Here is a 20345-nt window from a genome sequence, read left to right on the forward strand (position 1 = left end):
GAGCCTAGTCGTCCGGGATCCAGGAGCCGTGGAAACCGGACGGCACGCCCCTCGGCAGTTCCACCGCGGCGACCGGGCGGACGTCGGTGGCGTCCAGGACGAGCAGCCGCGAGGCGGTGCCGTCGCGGGTGGTGGCGATGGCGACGAGCCAGCCGTCGTCCTCGCCCCGGCGGCCGCCTGCGGGGACGAAGACCGCCTCGCCGATCATCGTGTCGGAGCCCAGGTCGTGGGCGGTGGCGGCTCCGGTGGCGGTGTCGTACTTGACGATCGCGCACTCGTCGCGGCTGAGCGGTTCGGTCCCGGTGACCGTGTACAGGTAGCGGGCGGGACGTCCCACGCGCTCGTCGTCCAGGGTCGGGAACTCGACGACGCGGTCGTCCAGCGCCTGTCCGGCGGCGGTGCCGGTGCCGGGGTCCAGGGTCCAGCGGTGGAGGCGGGCGCGTCCGGCGGTGGCCCCTCCCGGAGGGACCTTCATCTGTGACAGCAGGTCCCACAGCGACGTGAACTCGGCCTTGGTGTACCGGACGGCGTCCAGGACGATCCGCCCCTCGTCCTCGTGCGCGTTGCCGACGTGGAACACGAAGCAGGGGTCGATCTCGAACCAGTGCACAGGGGCGCCGGGGCGGTCGTGGCGCATGACGCCGAGGCGGGCGCCGTAGGCGTCGTCCCACATGTAGGGCATGGCCCGGCCGACGAGGTGCCGCTGGAACGTGACCGGCAGGTCGAGCCAGACGACATGGTGCTCGGTGATGGCGAAGTCGTGCATCATCGTGCCCGCCGGGACCGTGACCTCCCGGCTGTGGACGAGCCGCCCGGCGGCGTCGAGCCGGTGATAGGTCAGGAACGGCGGCCGCATCCCGTAGCCGAAGAAGTGCAGCTCGCCGGTGACCGGGTCGAGCTTGGGATGGGCGGTCATCGCCGTGGTCAGGCGTCCGCCGAAGTCGCAGGGCCCGACCGTGTCGAGGTCCGGGGTGACCTCGTGGGGGAGGCCGACCTCGACGAGCGCGAGGACGCGGTCGGCGTGGCGGATCACATGGGTGTTCGCCGACGTCGCGGTGAGGTCGAGCCTCCCGTCGGGACCGGCGAACGGCCGTCCTGCGAAGGCGCCCGTCCGCACCCACCGGTTGCGGTACCACTCGGCGCGGCCCTGCCGGAGCCGGACGCCGTGCAGCATGCCGGGCCCCACCTGCGCGTGCCCGGTGGCCGCGCCGGGAAGGGCGTTGGGGCCGTTGCGGATGTAGCGTCCGTTCAGCTCGGGCGGCAGTGTCCCGGTGACGGGCAGGTCGCGTGCGTCGATCTCGTCGGGCACCGACCTGAGATGGCCCGGCAGGCCGTACCGCGTGACCGTGTCGGCGTCGATCATGGGACCGCTCCCGTCGGGCGGACGGCGCCTCGCACGCCGCCGAGAGCGCCATTCTGCGCCGTTGCGCGGACGCCTGTCGTGCCCTTTTCGCCTGGGGTGGGGTCGCTCAGTCGTCGTAGGTGTGGACGAAGCGGGACAGGAGGCGGGCGAACTCGGTGCGCTCCTCGTCCGTCCAGTCGCTCATGGCCTTGGCGAAGTGCTCGTGGCGGGTGCGGCGGGTGGCGTCCACGACGGCCTGCCCGGCGCCGGTGAGTTCCAGGTGGATGCGGCGGCCGTCCTCCTGGGACGCGACGCGGCGGACGTAGCCCGCCTTGACGGCCTCGGCGACGATGCGGCTGCCCCGGGAGGCGTCGACGCCGAGGCGGGTGGCGACCAGGCCGACGCTCATCTCCTGGCCGGCGTGGTCGGGGCCCTCGTCGATGATGTCCACGACGTGCAGGATCTGGACGTCCACGGGGAGGTTGTGCTCCCGGATCGCCGCCTTGCCGAGCCGCTGCCGCGACATGCCGCGCCGCAGCTTGACCATGCTCCGCTCGACGGCGTCCATCGCCCCGTCGTGCCCCGCTCCGCTGTCCTGCCCCGCTCCGCTGTGCGACGACTCCTCGCTCATGGTGAGCATCTTAGCTAGGTTGCATCCCACATCTGTGTGCGTCTAGCATTCAATTGCTCAAAGCACATAAATGTGAGGTGCACATGACTGCCACGGAACGACCCGGCCCGGACACGACCGCGCCGATGAGCCGCCGGCACCGGCTGCTGGTGTTCGGCGGGCTGATGCTCGCCGGGCTCATGTCCTCGCTGGACGCGACGGTGCTCGGCAGCGCGCTGCCCACGCTCGTCGGGGACCTCGGCGGGCTCGACCGGCTCGCGTGGGTGTCGACCGCGTACGTGCTGGCCACCAGCGTCACCGTCCCCCTGTCGGGACGGCTGGGGGACCTGTTCGGGCGCCGGCCGATCCTGCTGATCGGGCTCCTCGGGTTCATGGCGGGGTCGGCGGCGTGCGGGGCGGCGCCGTCGATGAACTGGCTGATCGTGTTCCGCGTCGTCCAGGGCGCCGCCGCCGGCTGCCTGCTGAGCTCGATGTTCGCGCTGACCGGCGACCTGTTCGAGCCGCGCGAGCGCGCGAAGTATCAGGGCTACTCCGCGCTGATCTTCGCGGTGTCCAGCATCGCGGGCCCGCTGATCGGCGGCTTCCTCACCGACCACGCCTCGTGGCGGTGGGTGTTCTACGTCAACCTGCCGCTCGGCCTCGCCGCCACCGCGACGACCGTGCTGTTCCTGCGGCTGCCCCGGCCGGAACGCAGGCCGCGGATCGACTACCCCGGCATCGTCCTGCTCGGCGCGGCGGTCACCTGCTTCACCCTGTTCACCAGCTGGGCCGGGACGCGGTACGCGTGGACCTCGCCGGTCGTCCTCGGGCTCGCCGCCGCGGCGGTGGTGCTGTTCGCCGTGTGGGTCGCCGCCGAGCGGACGGCCGCCGAGCCGGTCATCCCGCCGCGGCTGTTCCGCGACCGGTCCTTCGCCGTGGCCTGCGCCGTCGCGGCCGTGGGCGGCGCGACCGGGTTCGGGCTCGCCACCTACCTGCCGATGTTCTTCCAGGTCGTCGGGGGAGTGGGCGCGACCGACTCGGGCCTGCTGCTCCTGCCGATGATGCTCGGCCTCGTCGCCGCCGCGATGGGCGCCGGCACCTACATCCACCGGACCGGCCGCTACCACCGGCTGCCCGCCGCGAGCATGGCGCTCAGCGCGGCCGGCGTCGCGCTGCTGGCGACGATGGACGTCCACACCGGCCTGTTCACCGCCGGGTGCTACATGGCGCTGCTCGGGTTCGGCGCGGGACTGTCGCAGCAGGTCGTCATGCTCATCGCGCAGAACGCCGCCCCGAGCCGCGACCTGGGCGCCGCCGGCTCAGGGGTCTTCGCGACGCGGATGCTCGGCACCGCCGCGGGCATGGCCGTCTTCGGCGCCATCATCTCGAGCCGGTTCGCCGAGGAGATCGGACGGCGCGTCCCCGACGGCCAGGTACCCGCGTTCGGCGACGCCGTCCGGCCCGAGGTCCTGTCCACGCTCCCCGGGCCCGTGCAGGACGGTGTCGCGGAGGCGTTCGCGGCCGCCTTCTCCGACCTGTTCCTCACCGCCCTGCCCGTCCTGGCGGCGGGCCTCGTCGCGGCACTGCTCCTCCGCAACGTCCCGCTGAAGCCGCGCGGGGCGAAGACCTAGTCGTCGAGGGCGGCGTCGTGGACGAGGAGGGCTATCTGGACGCGGTTGTTCAGATCCAGCTTCGTCAGAAGCCGCGACACGTACGCCTTCACGGTGGCGACGCTGAGGGACAGCTCCCTGCCGATCTCGCTGTTGGTGCGGCCGCGTCCGACGAGCGCGGCGACGGCGCGCTCGCCGTCGCTCAGCCGGCCCAGCAGATCCCGGGCGCGGGCCTGGCGCGGGTCCGCGCCGGAGTCGGCGACATAGGACATCATCTTGCGCAGCACCGCCGGCGACATCATCGGCTCACCGGCCGCGACCTCCCGGATCGCCCGGACGATCTCCGGTGGCGGGGTGTGCTTCAGCAGGAAGCCGCTCGCACCCGCCCGCATCGCCCGCACGATGTGGTCGTCGGTGTCGAACGTCGTCAGGATGATGATCTCGGGCGGGTCGCGGCGGGCGCGCAGCAGTTCGGTCGCCGCGAGCCCGTCCAGCCGGGGCATCCTGATGTCCATGAGGACCACGCCGGGCCGGTGCCGGTTCACGGCGGACACCACCTCGGCGCCATCGGCGACGTCCGCCACGACCTCGAGGTCCTCGGCGTTCGACAGCATCATCGACAGGCCGGCGCGGACGAGCGCGTCGTCGTCGACGATCAGCACGCGGATGGGCGGGGAGTCCATGGCGTCACCCTACGGCCTGCCGGGCATCAGGGCCGGTGCACGCGCCGCCCGCTGACCTCCAGCGCCGAAAGCCGGAACCACGCCTCGCGCTCGCCGCCGGGCCACGGCTGGACCTGGGCGGCGGTCGCCTTCTCCTCGTCGCTCAGCGGGTGGGCGCCGCCGCGCACCAGGACGCTCCAGCCCTCGCGGGACGGCTCGTCGAACCGGTCGACCTCGAAGGCCGCCCTGACCTCGCCGCCCACCACGGCCGTCAGCAGGCTGCGGTTGAGCCGGCCCGAGACCGACGTCCGGAAGATCACCGCGTCCCCGTCGACGGCGTAGTTCACCGGGATGACCGTGGGCCCCTCGCCGTCGTCGAAGGCGATGCGGCCGATGCCGCCGTCGCCGATGAGCCGCATGCAGGCGGCGCGGTCGAGTTCCTCCAGGACGGGCCGGGGTGCGGAGTTCGATGCCATGCCTCCCACCTTCCCACCGTTCGGTGCGGCAATGCGAGGTGGGCGCGGGCTACAGCGGGAGGCGGGCGCGCAGCCGGAAGCGGCCGTCGCCGGTGCGGCCGTGCTCCAGCGTGCCGCCGACCAGGGCGACCCGCTCGGCGAGGCCGACCAGGCCCGCACCCGAAACGGGCATCGCGAGCGCGGGCGCCGGGCCGGGCGGCAGCGCGTTGACGATCTCGATGTCCAGGCCCGCGCGGGTGTCGAGCCGCACCCGGACGTCGGCGCCGGGCGCGTGCTTGCGGGCGTTCGTCAGCCCCTCCTGGACGATCCGGTAGGCGTGCCGCCCGATGCGCGGCGGGACGCGACCCGGGTCGGGGACGTCCTCGTCCAGGGTGATCCGGCCTCCCGCGCGCCGCGACTCCCGGACGAGCCCGGCCACGTCGGCCAGCGTCGGCTGCGGCCGTTCCGGGTCGGTGCCGGGCGTGTCGTCCCGCAGCACACCGATCACCTCGCGGAGGTCCTCCATCGCCTCGTACGCGCTCCGGCGGATGACGCCCGCCGCCTCGCGCTGGTCGGCGGGCGCGTCCGGGCGGAACTCCAGCGCCCCCGCGTGCACGGCGAGCAGCGAGATGCGGTGCGCGAGGACGTCGTGCATCTCGCGGGCGATCCGCTCGCGTTCCAGCAGCCGGGCCTCCTCGACGCGCAGCCGCTGCTCGGTCTCGGCGGCGCGGGCCCGTTCCTCCAGCGACGCGATGAGCTGCCGCCGGGACCGCACCAGCATCCCCGACGACACCAGGACCGCGTACAGCAGGCCGAAGGAGACGCTCCCCTCCTGGAACTCGCGCTCCGACAGCGGCGCGAGCCAGAACAGCCCCAGGAACGCCAGCACCGCCGTGACCGCGACCGGGACGCTCGTCCGCCATGGCCGGAGCATCGCGACGGAGAACACCGCCGCGGCGGCGGTGCCGAGCACGGTCGCCGCCGTCAGCTGGAGCGCGAGCATCACGAGCGCGACGGCGACCGGGTACCGGCGCCGCCACAGCAGCAGGATGACGCAGGAGACCGCCCCGGTGGCGATGTCCCGGGGGATCGCGGTCTTGGAACCCTCGGGGAAGTCGCTCAGGGATGCCAGGAGCATCAGGGTGCCGAGCAGCGCCGCCCCGGCGGTGACCGCCAGGTCGCCGAGCCAGTCGCGCCACGATCGCCCGAGATCCACGGGCTCAACGTTAGCCACGGCGGGTCGTCGGGGGCAGCGGCCGCAGGTCGGCGCAACCATCGACTTTGGTATTCGCGCCACGGCGCACGTCGATTGCCACGATTATTACAGGTATATTCGTAAGAACATCGGGAAGGGAGGCCGAGCGCCATGACATCGGAAGGTCCGCGCCGCCGCGAGATCCTGGACGCCCTCCGCGACGCCGGCGGGCCCCTCGGCGTCACCGACATCGCCGAGCGGCTCGGAGTCCACGCCAACACCGCGCGGTTCCACCTGGACGCCCTGGCCACCGAGGGAGCCGTGGAGAGGACCGTCGAACAGCCCTCCGGCCCCGGACGGCCCCGCACCGTCTACACCCCCCGCGCCGGGATGGACCGCGGCGGCGCCCGCGGCTACCGGCTGCTCGCCCAGATCCTCCTCAGCCGGCTGGCGGCGGACGGCCCGCAGGCGAGGGAGAACGCCGCGCAGGCCGGGCGGGAATGGGGCCGGTTCCTCGTCGACCGCCCGCCGCCGTTCAAGCGGATGACCGAGGAGGAGGCCGCCGGCCGGCTCACCAACCTCCTCGACGACCTCGACTTCGCCCCGAAACCCGACGGGGACGTCATCCGGCTGCGGCACTGCCCGTTCCTGGAACTCGCCGAGGAGTACGGGCCGCTCGTCTGCGACGTCCACCTCGGCCTCATGCAGGGGGCCCTGACGGAACTGGACGCGCCGGTCGAGGCCGACCGGCTGGAGCCCTTCGCCGAACCCGGCGCCTGCCTCGCGCACCTGCGGCGCGGCTGACCTCGGGCGGGCCCCGCCCGGCGGGCCGGGGCGGCAGGCCCCGGTCAGGCGGCGTCGCTCAGGGGGTCTTGGCGACGGTGAGCAGGATCGCGCAGTCCTCCAGCGCCTCCAGGCTGTGCCGCGCCGCCGGGATGATCAGCAGGTCGCCGGAGATCCCGTCCCAGGAGTCATCGCCGCTCAGCAACCGTACCCGCCCGTGCAGGACCGTGATCGTCGCCTCCCCGGGGTTCTCGTGCTCCGACAGCGTGGTGCCGGAGGTCAGCGCGATGAGCGTCTGGCGAAGGACGTGCTCGTGACCGCCGTAGACGGTGTCGGCGCTGCGTCCGGTGGAGGCCGCGGCGGCGCGCTTGAGATGGTCCCGTACCAGTGCGTCCAACGAGAGCTTCTGCATGGAACCAAGTGTGCCAGTGATCTCACCGGCGGCTTGCGGGGCGGGGGTCATTTGAGAGGGGTGCCCGTGACCGGCTTGCCGATCGCGCTGCCCTCCAGCCAGCCTTCCCAGGACTTCGCCCACGGCGTCGGGCCGTTGCCGAACTTCAGTTTCCGGCCGGTGTTCTCCACCTTGACGATGTCGCCCCGGTTGGTGAAGTCGAAGAACCACTTGGCGTTCTCGGCGGACATGTTCACGCATCCGTGGCTGACGTTGTCGCTGCCCTGCGCGACGGTCGACCACGGCGCCGAGTGCACGAACACCCCGCTGTAGGTGAGGCGCACGTTCCACTTCGTGGGGATCCGGTACTCGCCCGGGTTCCCGGTGGTCGCCGAATCCATGATGATCTTCTTCGCCTTCTCCTGCGCGATCATCGTCCCGCTGTAGCTCTCGTGACCGGGCTTGCCGAGGCTGACATCCATGGTCTTCACCGTCTCGCCGTTCTCGGTGACGGTCGCGCTGTGCTTGTCGGCGTCGACGGTGGTGATGTGCCGCTCACCGACGGTGAAGCTCGCCGCGCGGTCCTCGACGCCGTAGACGCCGTCGGCGACCTTCACGCCCGCCAGGTGAGCGGTGACCTTCACCTTCTGGCCGGTCGGCCAGTACTCGCGGGGACGGAAGTCGACCTCCTTGTCGCTGACCCAGTACCAGGCGCCCTGGACGGGCTTGGACATCTGGATCTCCAGGGCCTTCTCCACCGCGACCTTGCCGGCCTTCGTGCTCACCGGCCGTGACAGCAGCAGCTGAACCGGCATGCCGACGCCGACCGTCTCGCCGTCCAGCGGCGACATGCCGCTCTCCAGCTTCCCGGCGGGCTTCAGCGTCGTGAACGTGGAGGTCGCGTCGACCTGCTTCCCGCCCTGGCCGGTGCCCTTCGCGGTGAGCGTGTACGTGGTGGAGGGCTTCAGCGTCCACGACGACCGCCACGACGTGCCGTCCGCCGCGAGCGTGCCCTCGGCCTTCGTGTCCTTCTCGCCGTAGGTGAGGGTGACGTTCGTCAGCTTGCCGTTCTCCGCCCGGACGACGACGGGCTTGTCGGGTGCGACCTGCTTCGTACCGGTCGGTGGGGTGATGGACAGCTTCACCGTGTCCGCGGCCTTGCCGCCGTCCCCGCCCTCGCCGCCGCCGCCACCGGACGAGCAGCCGGCGACCGCGATGACCGCCGCCCCGATGATCGCCGCACTCGCCGTCCAGGTCCGGCCCTTGAGCACCTTGAGACTCCTCACGCTCGACGCGGGTTACCTCTTCGTCAGGTTATGCGCGGTTTTGCGGAAGGCATGCGGAAGGAGCCGTACTCTTCGGTTTTCTCTCAGGCGGGTCAAGCCCCGCCCATGCTCGCCGGCGGCTTCAGGATGCGGTGCCGTGCCCCGGCGGAAGCTGAGCGGCGGCCGCCCTGTCCAGCAGGAACAGGGTCCGCTCAAGGCCCCGCGCGCCCGCGGCCGGGGCCTTCACGGGGTCCGTCTCCGACAGGCCCAGCCCGACCGCCTCGGCCTTGGAGCCGCCCGACGCCAGCAGCCACACCTCGCGGGCGGCGCGCAGCGACGGGAACGTCAGCGAGATCCGCGTCGGCGGCGGCTTCGGGGCGCCCCGCACCGCCACCACCGGACGCTCATCGCGCGGCGCCGGCATGCCCGGGAACAGCGACGCCACGTGCGCGTCCGGGCCCACGCCCAGCATCAGCACATCGAACGAGGGCACCGGGCCCCCGCCGCCGGAGCGCGCGGCGGACCGCAGCTCGGCGGCGTACCGCTCCGCCGCGGCCTCCGGATCGTCGCCGTCCGGCCCGTCCGCCGCCGGCATCGGACGCACCCGCGCCGGATCGACCGGGACGTGGTCGAGCAGCGCCTCCCTGGCGCCGGTCTCGTTGCGCTCCGGATCACCGGCGGGCAGGAACCGCTCATCCCCCCACCACACGTCCAGGCGCCCCCAGTCGACCGCATCGCGCGCACCGGTGCCGGCCAGCGCGGCCAGCACCGCCGTGCCGACGCCGCCGCCGGTCAGCACCACCGACGCCGAACCCCGCGCCGCCTGGGCGTCCGCGATCCGCGTCACCAGCCGCGCCGCGGCCGCCTCGGCGAGCACGCCCTGGTCGCGGTGGACCAGGACCGACGGGGCGTTCACGCCTCACCCCGCCCGCCGGACGCGTCCGCGTCCCCCTCGGCGGCCTCCCCGGCCGGCTCGGTCCGCGCCGCCTCCGCCGTCGCCGACAGCGGCTCCTTCGCCACGCCCTCCTGCGTCGACCCGCCCGCGAGGTCCTTGGCGAACCGGGCTGCGGCGTCGCGGTACACCTCGTCGGGATCGAGCCGGCGCAGCTCCTCGGCCAGCAGCTCGGCCATCGGGCGCCGCATCAGCGACACCTGCCGATCGGGCTGCCGGGGCCGGGACAGCGTCGCCACCCGCCCGTCCGGCCGGTGGATCTGGATGTCGCCGCCGGTCGTCGCCAGCCGTGCGCCCGTGATTCCGGGCCCCTCGGAGACCGCCCGGCCGATCGGGACGCCCAGCCGCACCGACAGCCACGCCGCCAGCAGCTCCGCGCTCGGGCTGTCCGGCTCGGCCGTCACCTCGCCGCCCGTGATCTCGTCGTGGTCCTGGTCGAGCGCGGCGGCCAGCAGCGACCGCCACGAGGTCAGCCGCGTCCACGTGAAGTCGGTGTCGCCCGGGCGGTACCCCTCGGCGAGCTGCGCGAGGGTGCCGAGCCGGTCGCGGGCCGCGTAGGAGTCGGTGACCCGGCGCTGCGCCAGCACCCCGAGCGGGTCCTTGGCCGGCACCTTCGGCACCTTGCCGCCCGGCCACCACGTCACCACCGGCGTGTCGGGCATCAGCAGCGGGACGACCACCGAGTCGGCGTGCTCGGCGAGCGGCCCGTACATGCGCAGCAGCACCGTCTCGCCCGGGCCCGTCTCGCCCATCCGGATCTCGGCGTCCAGCCGGGACGAGCCGCCGCGCGGGTCGCGGGAGATGACGGTCAGCACCCGGCAGGGATGCTCGCGGGCCGCCTCCGTCGCGGCGCGCACCGCGTCGTACTGCGCCGACTCGTCGGTCACGATGATCAGCGTGAGCACCATGCCGACGGCGGGGCCGCCCATCAGATGCCGGGACTGCGTCAGCGCGTCCTGGATCTTGCGGGTGGTGGTACCGGTGAGGTCGATGTTCATGCAGAGCCCCCGTTCAACTAGAGCCGCCGCCAGACGCGCCCGTCGCGCGACATCAGCTCATCGGTGCTGTCCGGCCCGTAGCCGCCGGACTTGTACTGGTCGAGACCCCCGCGGCTCGCCCAGAACTCCTCGATCGGGTCGAGGATCTTCCAGGAGAGCTCGACCTCCTCCTGGCGCGGGAACAGCGGCGGGTCGCCGATCAGCACGTCCAGCAGCAGCCGCTCGTACGCCTCCGGCGACGTCTCGGTGAACGACTCGCCGTAGGCGAAGTCCATGTTGACGTCGCGGATCTCCATCGAGGTGCCGGGGACCTTCGAGCCGAACCGGACCGTGATGCCCTCATCCGGCTGCACCCGCATGACCAGGGCGTTCTGCCCGAGCTCCTCGGTGTCGGTGTGCGAGAACGGCAGGTGCGGCGCCTTCTGGAACACCATCGCCACCTCCGTCACCCGGCGGCTGAGGCGCTTGCCGGTGCGCAGGTAGAACGGGACGCCCGCCCAGCGCCGGTTCTCGATCTCCAGCTTGATCGCGGCGTAGGTCTCGGTCCGGGAGTCGGCGGGGATGCCGTCCTCCTCCAGGTAGCCGCGGACGTTCACACCGCCCTGCCAGCCGGCCGCGTACTGCCCGCGCGCGGTGGACTCCGCGAGATCACCGGGTACCCGCACCGAGGAGAGGATCTTGGCCTTCTCGGCGCGGACGGCCTCGGCGCTGAACGACGTGGGCTCCTCCATGGCCGTCAGCGCCAGCAGCTGCAGCAGGTGGTTCTGGATGACGTCGCGGGCGGCGCCGATCCCGTCGTAGTACCCGGCGCGGCCGCCGATGCCGATGTCCTCGGCCATCGTGATCTGCACGTGGTCGACGTAGGAGCGGTTCCAGATCGGCTCGAACATCGCGTTGGCGAACCGCAGCGCCAGGATGTTCTGCACCGTCTCCTTGCCGAGGTAGTGGTCGATCCGGAAGATCGACTCCTCGGGGAAGACGCGGTGCACGGTGTCGTTCAGCTCCACCGCGCTCTTCAGGTCGTGGCCGAACGGCTTCTCGATGACGACCCGGCGCCAGGCCTCCTCCTTGGGCTCGGCCAGCCCGCAGCGCTGCAGCTGCTCCACGACCTGCGGGAAGAACTTCGGCGGGATCGACAGGTAGAACGCGTAGTTCCCGCCCGTGCCGCGTGTCTCGTCCAGCTCCTTGACGGCCATCGACAGCGCGTCGAACGCGCCCGGGTCGTCGAACGTGCCGGGGACGAAGTGCATCCCCTCCGACAGGTGCGTCCACACGTCCTCGCGGAACGGGGTCCGCGCATGCTTCTTGACCGACTCGTGGGCGATCTCCCGGAAGTCCTGGTGGTCCCACTCGCGGCGGGCGAAGCCGACCAGGGAGAAGCCCGGCGGCAGCAGCCCCCGGTTCGCCAGGTCGTAGATGGCCGGCAGCAGCTTCTTGCGGGACAGGTCCCCGGTGACCCCGAACAGCACGAGGACGCACGGCCCGGCGACCCGCGGCAGGCGCTTGTCCCGCGGGTCGCGGAGCGGATTGGCTGGCTCGGTCACGTTGCCCCCTCCGGTGGCACTGCCTTCGACGGCGCCGCGTTGGACGGCACTGTGCCTAGTCGCGCGCTCATTCCCCTCCTCTTGCGGAATCTCCTCTGGCGGAGTCGAGCAACCGGGCGAGCCCGGCCCAGCGGTTCTGCAGGTGCAGCCGCACCACCGGGCGGCCCGCCGCGCGCGTGTCGCGGGCGTCCCCGAGCGCCCGGGCGAGCTGCAGCATGCCGAGCCTGTGGTGCCGGTCCGGGACCGGCACGTCGCGAACCACGTTCCCGGTCACCAACAGGAATACGCCTCCGTCCGGCTGATCATTCCCGCTCGGCAGCCACCCACCGCCCCAGCCGACCGTGACCGGGCGTCCGCAGCGGGCGGCGAGCAGCGCGGCGAGCCTGCGGATCTGCGTGCCCTGCCCGCGTGTCTCGTCCGGGTCCAGGTAGGCGACGATCGCCAGGTGCTCGTCCGCGCCGATCCGCTCGGTCAGCGTGTCCAGCAGCCGCGGCAGGTCGGGCGCCGCCGCCAGCGCCGGGACGGTCGTGTGCACCTCCACGGCGCGGCCCGGGTCGCCGTCGGCGAACAGCGGGTCGCCCGAACCGTCGTCGAGCGTCATCGGGGCCGCGCGGTCGCGCGGCGTGAGGGGGTCCAGCTCCAGCAGGTAGGCGGCGACGGCCGCGGCGTACTCCCACACGACGAGCTGCGCGGCGAGCGGGCCGGTGACGGTGGAGTCGTCCTGGTGCGGGCGGCCGTCGAACGTCACGAGGAACAGGTCGTCGGCGGGGGTCAGCGGGAGGCCGCCGCCCTGGACGACGGGCGTGAGCCGGCCGCGGGCCGTCTCCTCCAGCAGCAGCGCGACCCATCCCGCGATGCCCGGCAGCGCCGCGGGGTAGCCGCCGAGCACGGCCGTCCGCCGGCCGGTGCGGACCGCCCCGCCGAGGACGGCGCCGAGGACCAGGCCCGGATTGTTCTCCGGCCGGGTGAGCGAGGGCAGGACGGCGGTGGCCGCGTCGAGCAGCGGCCCCACCTCGGCGCCGGCGAGCGCGGCGGGCACCAGCGCGTAGGGGGACAGGGCGCCGAACGCGGTCGGGGCGGGCGCCTCGATCAGCGGATGCCCCGCCTCCGTCGCGCGCTTGGCCGCCGCCGCGCCGGGCTCGGCGACGGTGACGAACCGCCGCGCGATCTCGCCGGGGGACAGGTCGAGGTCCTGGAACATCCGGGTGAACACCTGGCGGAGCGTGTCGGTGCCCGGATCGTCGCCGGTGACGACGATCATCGTGCGGTTCAGCCGCTCCGGGTCGTCGCGGATGCGCAGCAGCGGGCCCGGCTCCGGCCCGTCGAGCACGGTGAGCGGTGACACACCGGCGCCGGGCGGGGCGTCGTGCCCGCTTCTGTCGTCGTCCCCGTTCTCCCGGGGCGTCGCCGCGGCCGGAGCGGTGAGCCGGTGCGCCGCGACGATCAGCTCGGCGGCGCGGGCCGGCGCGCCGCGCCCCAGCAGCGCCACTTCGGTCAGCCCGTCCGCGCGGGCCCGCGCGCGCAGCTCCTCGGCACGTTCCAGAACCGCGCGGCCCGGCCCGGGCTGCCCCGGCCAGCACAGCGGACGGCCCTCCAGCCCGGCGGTCGCGGTCGACGGCCACAGGGACGCGTCCTCCGACGCCAGCCGGACCGGCACCTGGTCGATCCACAGCCGGCCCAGGACCCGCTCGGCGGCCTCCCTCAGCGGACCGCGGGCGGTGATGGCCGTCTCCCCCGAGACGACGGCGGTGAAGGTCACGGCCGGCGAGCCCCCGCCACCGACCGCATCGCCTCGGTGAGCTTGCCCGCGCCCTCCACCGGGTCGCGCAGATGCAGCCGGATCACCGGCAGCCTGCGGTCGCGCAGCGCCCGCAGCTCCGCCAGCGCCCGCGCGAGCTGCAGCTTCGCCAGGCTGTAGGGGCGGCCGGGGACGGGTTGCGTGGCCAGCGCGTCACCCGGCGCGGGGTCGCCGGTGATGATGAGGAACGCGCCGTTGCCCGGCCCGTCCTTGTGCACCGGCCCCGTCGCGTGCGGGTACGCCGGGCCCGGCCCGTAGGCGACGGGACGCCCCGACCCGCGCGCCATGGACGGCGCGAGGTAGCGGCCCGAGAAGTCGCCCGACAGGTACGTCATGACCGACAGGTATCCGTCGTTGGGCACCGAGGCGACCAGCCCGCCGAGAACGGTCCGCAGTTCCGCTCCGGGCGGCCACGGGAAGTCGGCGTACACCTCGATGCCGTCCTCGGCGTACACCGGCTGCTCCTCGGTCAGCGGGCCGCCGCCCGCCGTGCGCAGCATCGTCGCCGCGTCGTCCTCGGACTCCTGGACGACGGTGCTGCCCGCCTCGAACGGGTTCACGCCGAGCAGCCACCCGGCGACCGCCGTCGCGTACTCCCACAGCAGGAACTGCGCGCCGAGCGGCGCCCACACCGAGGTGTCGGCCTCGTCCTGCGCCGCCGACCGCGGGTTGATCGACACGCCGTGCACGTCCGGGAAGTCGCCCCGCCCGCCCGGCGGCTCGAACGCCAGCACCCCGCGGCCCCGCTTGCCGGTGCCGACCGCGAGGAGCTGGGAGATCCAGCTGCTCAGCGCCCCCGGCCCGCCCGGCTCGCGCAGCAGCACCTTGTCGCGGGCCAGGCCGCCCGGCCCCTGCTGGGCGCAGCCGCCGAGGACCGCGCCGAGCAGCAGGCCCGGGTTGTCCTCGTCCTTGCCCAGCGACGGCACCAGCGACGCCGCCTCCTCCAGCAGCCGTTCCGCGTCGGCGCCCGCCAGGACGGCCGGGACGAGCCCGTACGCCGACAGCGCCCCGAAATGCCCGGGAAGATACGGGTCGGTCAGCCCGATCCGGTAGCCGCACTGCCGGGCGAAGTCGTGCAGCGGGCTCCCGTGATCGGTGATCACCAGGAACCGGCCGGCGATCTCCCGTTCCGACAGGCCCCGCTCACGGAACGCGGCGGTGAAGATCCGCCGGTAGGCGTCGCCCTCCAGCGACACGCCCGCCTTGCTGGCCAGCACGACCAGCGTGCGGTCGAGCCGCTCCATCGCGAACGTGAGCGCGGCGGTGTCGCTGCCGTCCAGCACGGTCAGCTCGCCCGTGCCCCGGCCTCCCGCGTCCTGCCCGCCCGTGCCCTGCCCCACGGCGCCGGCGGCGACCGCCGGAGCGTGCGCCTCCATGATCGCCTGGGCGGCGAGGCTCTCGGCCCCGACACCGATCAGCACGATGTGGTCGAGGCCCGAGTAGCGCGCCTCCGCGACCAGGCCGTCCACCTGGGTCAGCAGACCACGGGAGGCGAAGGGCAGGTCGAGCCAGCCCAGCCTGCTGTGGTCGACCGCGCGCCGCCCCCACAGCCGCGGGTCTTTGGCGGCGAGCGCGCCGGGCACACCGCAGCTGACGAGGTAGTCCCTCGCCTGCAGCGCCGAGTCCAGCACGTCGCCGCGCGTCAATACGTCGAATCCGGACACCGTTCCCTCCTGACCCCCCATCGTTTCAGGAGAGAATGGACATTGGCGACCTCTCCCTAGATCTTCTTCAGCGCTCCGGGTGAGCACCGCGTCACACGGGCACCCGCGTCACCCGGGCTCGCGTCACGCGAACACCGCGAAGGGAGAGCCCGCGTCAGGCTAGCGCCTCGGCCAGCTGCGCGACGCCCTCCGCGCGGTCACGCAGATGCAGGCGGAAGGCGGGACGGCCGAGCGACCGGACCACCCGCAGATCGCCGAACGCCTGTGCGAGCTGCAGCTCGCCGAGGCTGTACGGCCGCCCCGGCACCGCGACGTCCTCCGCGACGGCACCGGTGACCTGCAGGAACGCCCCGTTCCGCGGCCCGCCCTTGTGGTACTGGCCGGCCGTGTGCAGGTAGCGGGGCCCCCACCCGAACGTGACGGGCGCCGGGTTCCTGCGGACCCTGGCGCACCGCGCCGCCAGCAGCGGCCGCAACCCGGCCGCCGCCGCGTCGCCGCGGCGGTCCAGGTACGCTAGGACGGCGAGGTACCCGCCGTCCGGGACGTCCTCCAGGATGACCTCCAGCGCCTCGATCAGCGTCTGCGCGCCCCGCAGCGCGCCCTCGGCGGCGTGGACCTCCACGGCCCCCGAGACCAGCTCCGGCGGCCTCCGCACGACCGTGGGGGCGGTGCCCTCCTCCGACCGGAGCAGCGCCGCCGTGCTGTCCACCGACTCGGCGACGTCCGGCTCGTCGAACGGGTCGACGCCCAGCACCCGGGACGCCACCGCCGCCGCGTACTCCCACAGCAGGAACTGCGCGCCGAGGGGGCCCGCGACGCTCACCCCCGCCTCGCGGCCGGGACCGGGCTCGTCCCGCCGGCGGCCCAGGATGACGCGCCGCAGGTCGCCGGCCAGTTCGAAGCCGGGCGCGTCGGCGCCCTCCACCACGACCGGCAGCAGGCCCTTGCCGTCCTTGCCCAGCGCGCCGCCGACCAGCTGCTCCGCCCACCCGCCGAAGCCGTCCAGGCCGGAGCCGTGGTCGGCGATGACGAGCTTGTCGCGGGCGCCGAGCGCCGAGGAGCCCAGCGCCGCGCCCAGCGCCAGGGCCGGGTTGTCGTAGGGCTGCCGGAGCGTCGGCGTCAGCCGGGACGCCTCGTCCAGCAGCGCGTCCACGTCGACGCCGGCGAGCCCCGCCGCAACCAGCGCCCGTGCGCCGAGCGCGCCGAAACGCCCGTCGACGTCGGGTTCGGTGTGGATGAGGTGATGGCCGACCTCCCGGGCGGCGCGTTCGAGCGCGGACCCCTCGTCCGCCACGACGACGAACCGGCGGGCCAGCTCCGAGCCGCCCAGCCCCGCCTCGGAGAACGCGCGCCCGAAGACGCGCCGCAGCGACTCCGCCTCGATGCTCTCGCCGACCACGACCACGACCGTCCGGTGCAGGTCGCCGGCCAGGACGCCCGACACCTCGTGCGGATCGGTGGTGTCCAGGACGATCAGTTCCGCCGCCCCCGCGGCGGAACCGGACGCGGACCGGAACATCGTCTCCGCGGCGACCGCGGAACCGCCCGCGCCCGCCAGCACGATCCGGTCGAGCCCGGCGTCGCGGGCCTCGCCCGCCGGCTCGGCCAGCAGGCCCGCCAGAGACCGCGAGGTCTCCGGCAGGCCCAGCCAGCCCAGCCGGCGGGCGGCCAGCGGGGCCGCGTCGGGCCCCCACAGCTTCGCGTTGCCTGACGTCAGCGAGCCCGGCACGCCGTCGGAGACGAGCCGCCCCAGGACCGTCTCGCTCTCGTCGACGACGGTGCCGCGGATGGTGACCGAGATCCCCCCGGCGGTCACCACCGAGGTCACGCGCCGGCCCTCTTGGAGTCCAGCTCGCCGGTGATGGAGTCGAGCAGTTCCTTCCACGACACCGCGAACTTCTCGACGCCCTCGTCCTCCAGCACCTTCACGACGTCGTCGTAGTCGACGCCGGCCTCCTTCAGCGCCGCCATGTGGGCGCGGGCGTCGTCATAGGTGCCCCGGACGGTGTCGCCGCGGACCTGGCCGTGGTCGGCCTCCGCCACCAGCGTCGCCTCCGGCATCGTGTTGACCGTGCCCGGCGCGACCAGCTCGTCCACGTACAGGGTGTCGTTGAGGTCCGGGTCCTTCACGCCGGTGGAGGCCCATAGCGGCCGCTGGGGACGGGCCCCGGCGTCCTTCAGCGCCTTCCACCGGCCGGTGCCGAACCGCTCCTCGTACAGCGCGTACGCGAGCCGGGCGTTGGCGAGGCCCGCCTTCGACCGCAGCGCCTTCGCCTCGTCCGAGCCGATCTTGTCGAGCCGCTTGTCGATCTCGGTGTCCACCCGGCTGACGAAGAACGACGCCACCGAAGCGATCTTCGACAGGTCGTGACCGTTCTCACGTGCTTGCTCAAGGCCGGCGAAGAACGCGTCGATGACCTCGCCGTAGCGCTCCAGCGAGAAGATCAGCGTCACGTTCACGCTGATGCCCTCCGACAGCGCCGCCGTGATCGCCGGCAGGCCCTCCTTCGTCGCCGGGATCTTGATGAACAGGTTCGGCCGGTCCACCAGCCACCACAGCGCCCGCGCCTCGGCGACCGTCCGGCGGGTGTCGCGGGCCAGCCGCGGGTCCACCTCGATCGACACCCGGCCGTCCAGCCCGTCCGTCCGGTCGTACACCGGGCGCAGCACGTCGCAGCCCCAGCGGATGTCGTAGGTGGTGATCGCGCGGGACGCCTCCTCGACGTCCACGCCCCGCACCGCCAGGTCGCGGACCTGGTCGTCGTAGGCGGTGCCCTTGCTCAGCGCCTTCGCGAAGATCGTCGGGTTGGACGTGACGCCGACGACGTGCTTGTCCTTGACGAGCTCCGCCAGGTTGCCCGTCCGCAGCCGGTCCCGGCTGATGTCGTCCAGCCAGATCGACACGCCCTCGTCCGAGAGCTCCTTCAGAATCTCACTCATCGATACTCCTCGTCACGGTCCTAGTTGCCGGTGGTCTCGCCCCGCCCGGCGTGCTTGACACCGGCCTTGATCAGGCTGGCCTTCGCCGCCGCGACGACCCGCTCGGAGGTGATGCCGAACTGCAGGAACAGCGTCTTGTAGTCGGCCGATGCGCCGAAGTGCTCCAGGCTCACCGACTCGCCGGCGTCGCCGACGTAGGCGCGCCAGCCGAGCGCGACCCCGGCCTCCACCGACACGCGGGCGTGCACCCCGGGCGGCAGGACCTCCTGCCGGTAGGCGTCGGACTGCGCGTCGAACCACTCCACGCACGGCATCGACACGACCCGGGTCGGGGTGCCCTCCGACTGCAGCGCCGTCCGGGCCTCCAGCGCCAGCTGGACCTCGCTGCCGGTGGCGATGATGATCACATCGGGCCGCCCGCCGTCGGCGTCCGCCAGCACGTAGCCGCCCTTGGCGACGCCCTCCGCGGACGCGAGTTCGCCGCCGCGTTCGAGCGTCGGCAGGTTCTGCCGGGTCAGCGCGATGCCCGCCGGGCGGTCGGCGTGCCCGAGGATGGTCCGCCACGCCACCGCCGTCTCGTTGGCGTCCGCCGGCCGGACCACGTCCAGGCCCGGGATCGCCCGCAGCGCCCACAGGTGCTCGACCGGCTGGTGCGTCGGGCCGTCCTCGCCGAGGCCGATCGAGTCGTGCGTCCACACGAACGTCACCGGCAGCTTCATCAGCGCCGCCAGCCGGACCGCCGGGCGCATGTAGTCACTGAAGATCAGGAACGTGCCGCCGTACGGGCGGGTCCCGCCGTGCAGCGCGATCCCGTTGCAGATCGCGCCCATCGCGTGCTCGCGGACACCGAAGTGCAGGGTGCGGCCGTAGCGGTGACCGGGGAACTCCTTGGTCTGGAACTCCTCGGGGATGAACGACGGCTCGCCCTTCATCGTCGTGTTGTTGCTGTCGGCCAGGTCCGCCGAGCCGCCCCACAGCTCCGGCAGCACCGGCGCCAGCGCCGCGAGGATCTGACCGGACGCCTTGCGGGTCGCGACGGCGGTTCCGGCCTCGAACTCCGGCAGCGCGTCCTCCCAGCCGTTCGGCAGGGTGCGCGCCGCGATCCGGTCGAACTCGGCCGCCCGCCCGGGGTTGGCCTCCCGCCACGCGTCGAACGACTTGTTCCACTCGGCGTGGTCCGCGCGGCCGCGGTCGCTGACCTTGCGGGCGTGCGCCAGGACGTCCTCGGGGACATGGAACGACTCGGCCGGGTCGACGCCCAGGATCCGCTTGGTCGCGGCGACCTCCTCGGCGCCGAGCGCCGAGCCGTGGATCTTGCCGGTGTTCTTCTTGTTCGGCGCCGGCCAGCCGATGATCGTCCGCAGCGCGATGAACGACGGGCGGGACGTCTCGGCCTTCGCCGCCGCGAACGCCTCGGCGAGCCCGGCGACGTTCTCGTCGTAGTCGCCGTCCTCGGTCCAGTCGACCCGGTGGACGTCCCAGCCGTAGGCCGCGTAGCGGGCCAGGACGTCCTCAGACAGCGCGATGGCGGTGTCGTCCTCGATCGAGATCTTGTTGTCGTCGTAGAGCAGCACCAGGTTGCCGAGCCGCTGGTGGGCGGCCAGCGCGCTCGCCTCGTGGCTGATGCCCTCCTGGATGTCGCCGTCGGACGCGAACGCCCAGATGGTGTGGTCGAAGGGGGACTCGCCCTGCGGGCTGTCCGGGTCGAAGAGGCCGCGCTCGCGGCGCGCCGCCATCGCCATCCCGACGGCGTTCGCGATGCCCTGCCCCAGCGGGCCCGTGGTCGTCTCCACGCCCGCCGTGTGCCCGAACTCCGGGTGCCCGGGGGTGAGGCTGCCCCATTTGCGCAGCGCCTTCAGATCGTCCAGCGTCATCGGGTAGCCCGACAGGTAGAGCTGGATGTACAGGGTCAGGCTGGAGTGCCCGCAGGAGAGCACGAACCTGTCCCGGCCGGGCCAGTGCGGATCCGTCGGGTCGTGCCGGAGGAACCTCTGGAAGAGAAGGTGGGCGGCGGGCGCGAGGCTCATCGCCGTCCCTGGGTGACCGGAGCCCGCTTCCTCGACCGCGTCCATGGCGAGAATGCGGACCAGGTCCACCGCCCGCCGGTCTTGGTCGGACCACTCAAACGTGCTGTTG

General features: G+C 73.4%; 17 protein-coding genes. 2 read left to right on the top strand and 15 right to left on the bottom strand.

Features of this window, described 5'->3' with window-relative positions; all coding sequences use genetic code 11:
- Positions 1–4 precede the first annotated feature (4 nt).
- Complete coding sequence (locus ACGFIS_RS27235) at positions 5–1363, bottom strand: carotenoid oxygenase family protein (RefSeq protein ID WP_392904945.1); 1359 nt, start codon at positions 1361–1363, stop codon at positions 5–7.
- 106 nt (positions 1364–1469) lie between these two features.
- Entirely contained in the window at positions 1470–1973 is a 504-nt protein-coding gene (locus tag ACGFIS_RS27240; RefSeq protein ID WP_392973030.1) for a MarR family winged helix-turn-helix transcriptional regulator, read from the bottom strand.
- 83 nt (positions 1974–2056) lie between these two features.
- On the opposite strand from ACGFIS_RS27240, the gene ACGFIS_RS27245 reads away from it, so the two are divergent.
- Positions 2057–3583, top strand: a complete 1527-nt coding sequence (locus ACGFIS_RS27245) for an MDR family MFS transporter (RefSeq protein WP_392973032.1) — start codon at positions 2057–2059, stop codon at positions 3581–3583.
- Here ACGFIS_RS27245 and ACGFIS_RS27250 read toward each other — a convergent pair.
- The 3 genes from ACGFIS_RS27250 to ACGFIS_RS27260 are packed head-to-tail and all read right to left on the bottom strand — an operon-like array spanning position 3580 to position 5895.
- Positions 3580–4245, bottom strand: a complete 666-nt coding sequence (locus ACGFIS_RS27250) for a response regulator (RefSeq protein ID WP_392904938.1) — start codon at positions 4243–4245, stop codon at positions 3580–3582. The genes ACGFIS_RS27245 and ACGFIS_RS27250 overlap by 4 nt on opposite strands.
- A gap of 26 nt (positions 4246–4271) precedes the next feature.
- Complete coding sequence (locus tag ACGFIS_RS27255; RefSeq protein WP_392973034.1) at positions 4272–4700, bottom strand: pyridoxamine 5'-phosphate oxidase family protein; 429 nt, start codon at positions 4698–4700, stop codon at positions 4272–4274.
- A gap of 49 nt (positions 4701–4749) precedes the next feature.
- Positions 4750–5895 (bottom strand): sensor histidine kinase, encoded by a 1146-nt coding sequence (locus ACGFIS_RS27260; RefSeq protein ID WP_392973036.1) that lies wholly within the window; start codon positions 5893–5895, stop codon positions 4750–4752.
- 150 nt (positions 5896–6045) lie between these two features.
- Here ACGFIS_RS27260 and ACGFIS_RS27265 point away from each other — a divergent pair, with 150 nt between their 5' ends.
- Positions 6046–6678 carry a helix-turn-helix transcriptional regulator gene (locus ACGFIS_RS27265; protein ID WP_392904931.1) on the top strand — a complete coding sequence of 211 codons (633 nt, stop codon included), beginning with the start codon at positions 6046–6048 and terminating at the stop codon, positions 6676–6678.
- 58 nt (positions 6679–6736) lie between these two features.
- Here the strand turns inward: ACGFIS_RS27265 and ACGFIS_RS27270 are convergent, their stop codons facing one another.
- From ACGFIS_RS27270 to tkt, 10 genes are all read right to left on the bottom strand, one after another.
- The gene (locus ACGFIS_RS27270; protein WP_392904928.1) at positions 6737–7069 is read right to left on the bottom strand and encodes a cupin domain-containing protein; all 333 of its coding nucleotides are present in this window, start codon (positions 7067–7069) and stop codon (positions 6737–6739) included.
- A 47-nt stretch (positions 7070–7116) separates the two neighbouring features.
- Positions 7117–8319 carry an Ig-like domain-containing protein gene (locus tag ACGFIS_RS27275; RefSeq protein ID WP_392904925.1) on the bottom strand — a complete coding sequence of 401 codons (1203 nt, stop codon included), beginning with the start codon at positions 8317–8319 and terminating at the stop codon, positions 7117–7119.
- A 136-nt stretch (positions 8320–8455) separates the two neighbouring features.
- Entirely contained in the window at positions 8456–9229 is a 774-nt protein-coding gene (pgl, locus tag ACGFIS_RS27280) for a 6-phosphogluconolactonase (RefSeq protein WP_392904923.1), read from the bottom strand.
- Complete coding sequence (locus tag ACGFIS_RS27285) at positions 9226–10263, bottom strand: glucose-6-phosphate dehydrogenase assembly protein OpcA (protein WP_392904921.1); 1038 nt, start codon at positions 10261–10263, stop codon at positions 9226–9228. The genes pgl and ACGFIS_RS27285 overlap by 4 nt, the downstream gene beginning before the upstream one ends.
- A gap of 17 nt (positions 10264–10280) precedes the next feature.
- A complete protein-coding gene (gene zwf, locus ACGFIS_RS27290) occupies positions 10281–11807 on the bottom strand; it encodes a glucose-6-phosphate dehydrogenase (RefSeq protein ID WP_392904919.1) in 1527 nt (508 codons plus the stop codon).
- A 67-nt stretch (positions 11808–11874) separates the two neighbouring features.
- On the bottom strand, positions 11875–13566 hold the full coding sequence (locus ACGFIS_RS27295; protein WP_392973038.1) for a hypothetical protein: 1692 nt from the start codon (positions 13564–13566) through the stop codon (positions 11875–11877).
- On the bottom strand, positions 13563–15269 hold the full coding sequence (locus ACGFIS_RS27300) for a phosphoheptose isomerase (RefSeq protein ID WP_392904915.1): 1707 nt from the start codon (positions 15267–15269) through the stop codon (positions 13563–13565). The genes ACGFIS_RS27295 and ACGFIS_RS27300 overlap by 4 nt, the downstream gene beginning before the upstream one ends.
- A gap of 154 nt (positions 15270–15423) precedes the next feature.
- The gene (locus tag ACGFIS_RS27305) at positions 15424–17097 is read right to left on the bottom strand and encodes a glucose-6-phosphate isomerase (protein ID WP_392973040.1); all 1674 of its coding nucleotides are present in this window, start codon (positions 17095–17097) and stop codon (positions 15424–15426) included.
- Positions 17094–18209, bottom strand: a complete 1116-nt coding sequence (gene tal / locus ACGFIS_RS27310) for a transaldolase (protein ID WP_392904911.1) — start codon at positions 18207–18209, stop codon at positions 17094–17096. Before tal ends, ACGFIS_RS27305 begins: the two co-directional genes overlap by 4 nt.
- Positions 18210–18229: 20 nt before the next feature.
- On the bottom strand, positions 18230–20281 hold the full coding sequence (tkt, locus tag ACGFIS_RS27315) for a transketolase (RefSeq protein WP_392905146.1): 2052 nt from the start codon (positions 20279–20281) through the stop codon (positions 18230–18232).
- Positions 20282–20345: the final 64 nt, after the last annotated feature.

This window comes from Spirillospora sp. NPDC048824 (assembly GCF_043198455.1).
Classification (GTDB): Bacteria; Actinomycetota; Actinomycetes; order Streptosporangiales; family Streptosporangiaceae; genus Spirillospora.

Bases quoted from the DNA above. Each gene is read 5' to 3' on its own strand.
- ACGFIS_RS27245 (WP_392973032.1), top strand. From the start codon at position 2,057: ATGACTGCCACGGAACGACCCGGCCCGGACACGACCGCGCCGATGAGC.
- ACGFIS_RS27240 (WP_392973030.1), bottom strand. From the start codon at position 1,973: ATGAGCGAGGAGTCGTCGCACAGCGGAGCGGGGCAGGACAGCGGAGCG.
- ACGFIS_RS27270 (WP_392904928.1), bottom strand. From the start codon at position 7,069: ATGCAGAAGCTCTCGTTGGACGCACTGGTACGGGACCATCTCAAGCGC.
- tal (WP_392904911.1), bottom strand. From the start codon at position 18,209: ATGAGTGAGATTCTGAAGGAGCTCTCGGACGAGGGCGTGTCGATCTGG.
- ACGFIS_RS27285 (WP_392904921.1), bottom strand. From the start codon at position 10,263: ATGAACATCGACCTCACCGGTACCACCACCCGCAAGATCCAGGACGCG.
- tkt (WP_392905146.1), bottom strand. From the start codon at position 20,281: ATGGACGCGGTCGAGGAAGCGGGCTCCGGTCACCCAGGGACGGCGATG.
- ACGFIS_RS27255 (WP_392973034.1), bottom strand. From the start codon at position 4,700: ATGGCATCGAACTCCGCACCCCGGCCCGTCCTGGAGGAACTCGACCGC.
- ACGFIS_RS27250 (WP_392904938.1), bottom strand. From the start codon at position 4,245: ATGGACTCCCCGCCCATCCGCGTGCTGATCGTCGACGACGACGCGCTC.
- ACGFIS_RS27265 (WP_392904931.1), top strand. From the start codon at position 6,046: ATGACATCGGAAGGTCCGCGCCGCCGCGAGATCCTGGACGCCCTCCGC.
- ACGFIS_RS27235 (WP_392904945.1), bottom strand. From the start codon at position 1,363: ATGATCGACGCCGACACGGTCACGCGGTACGGCCTGCCGGGCCATCTC.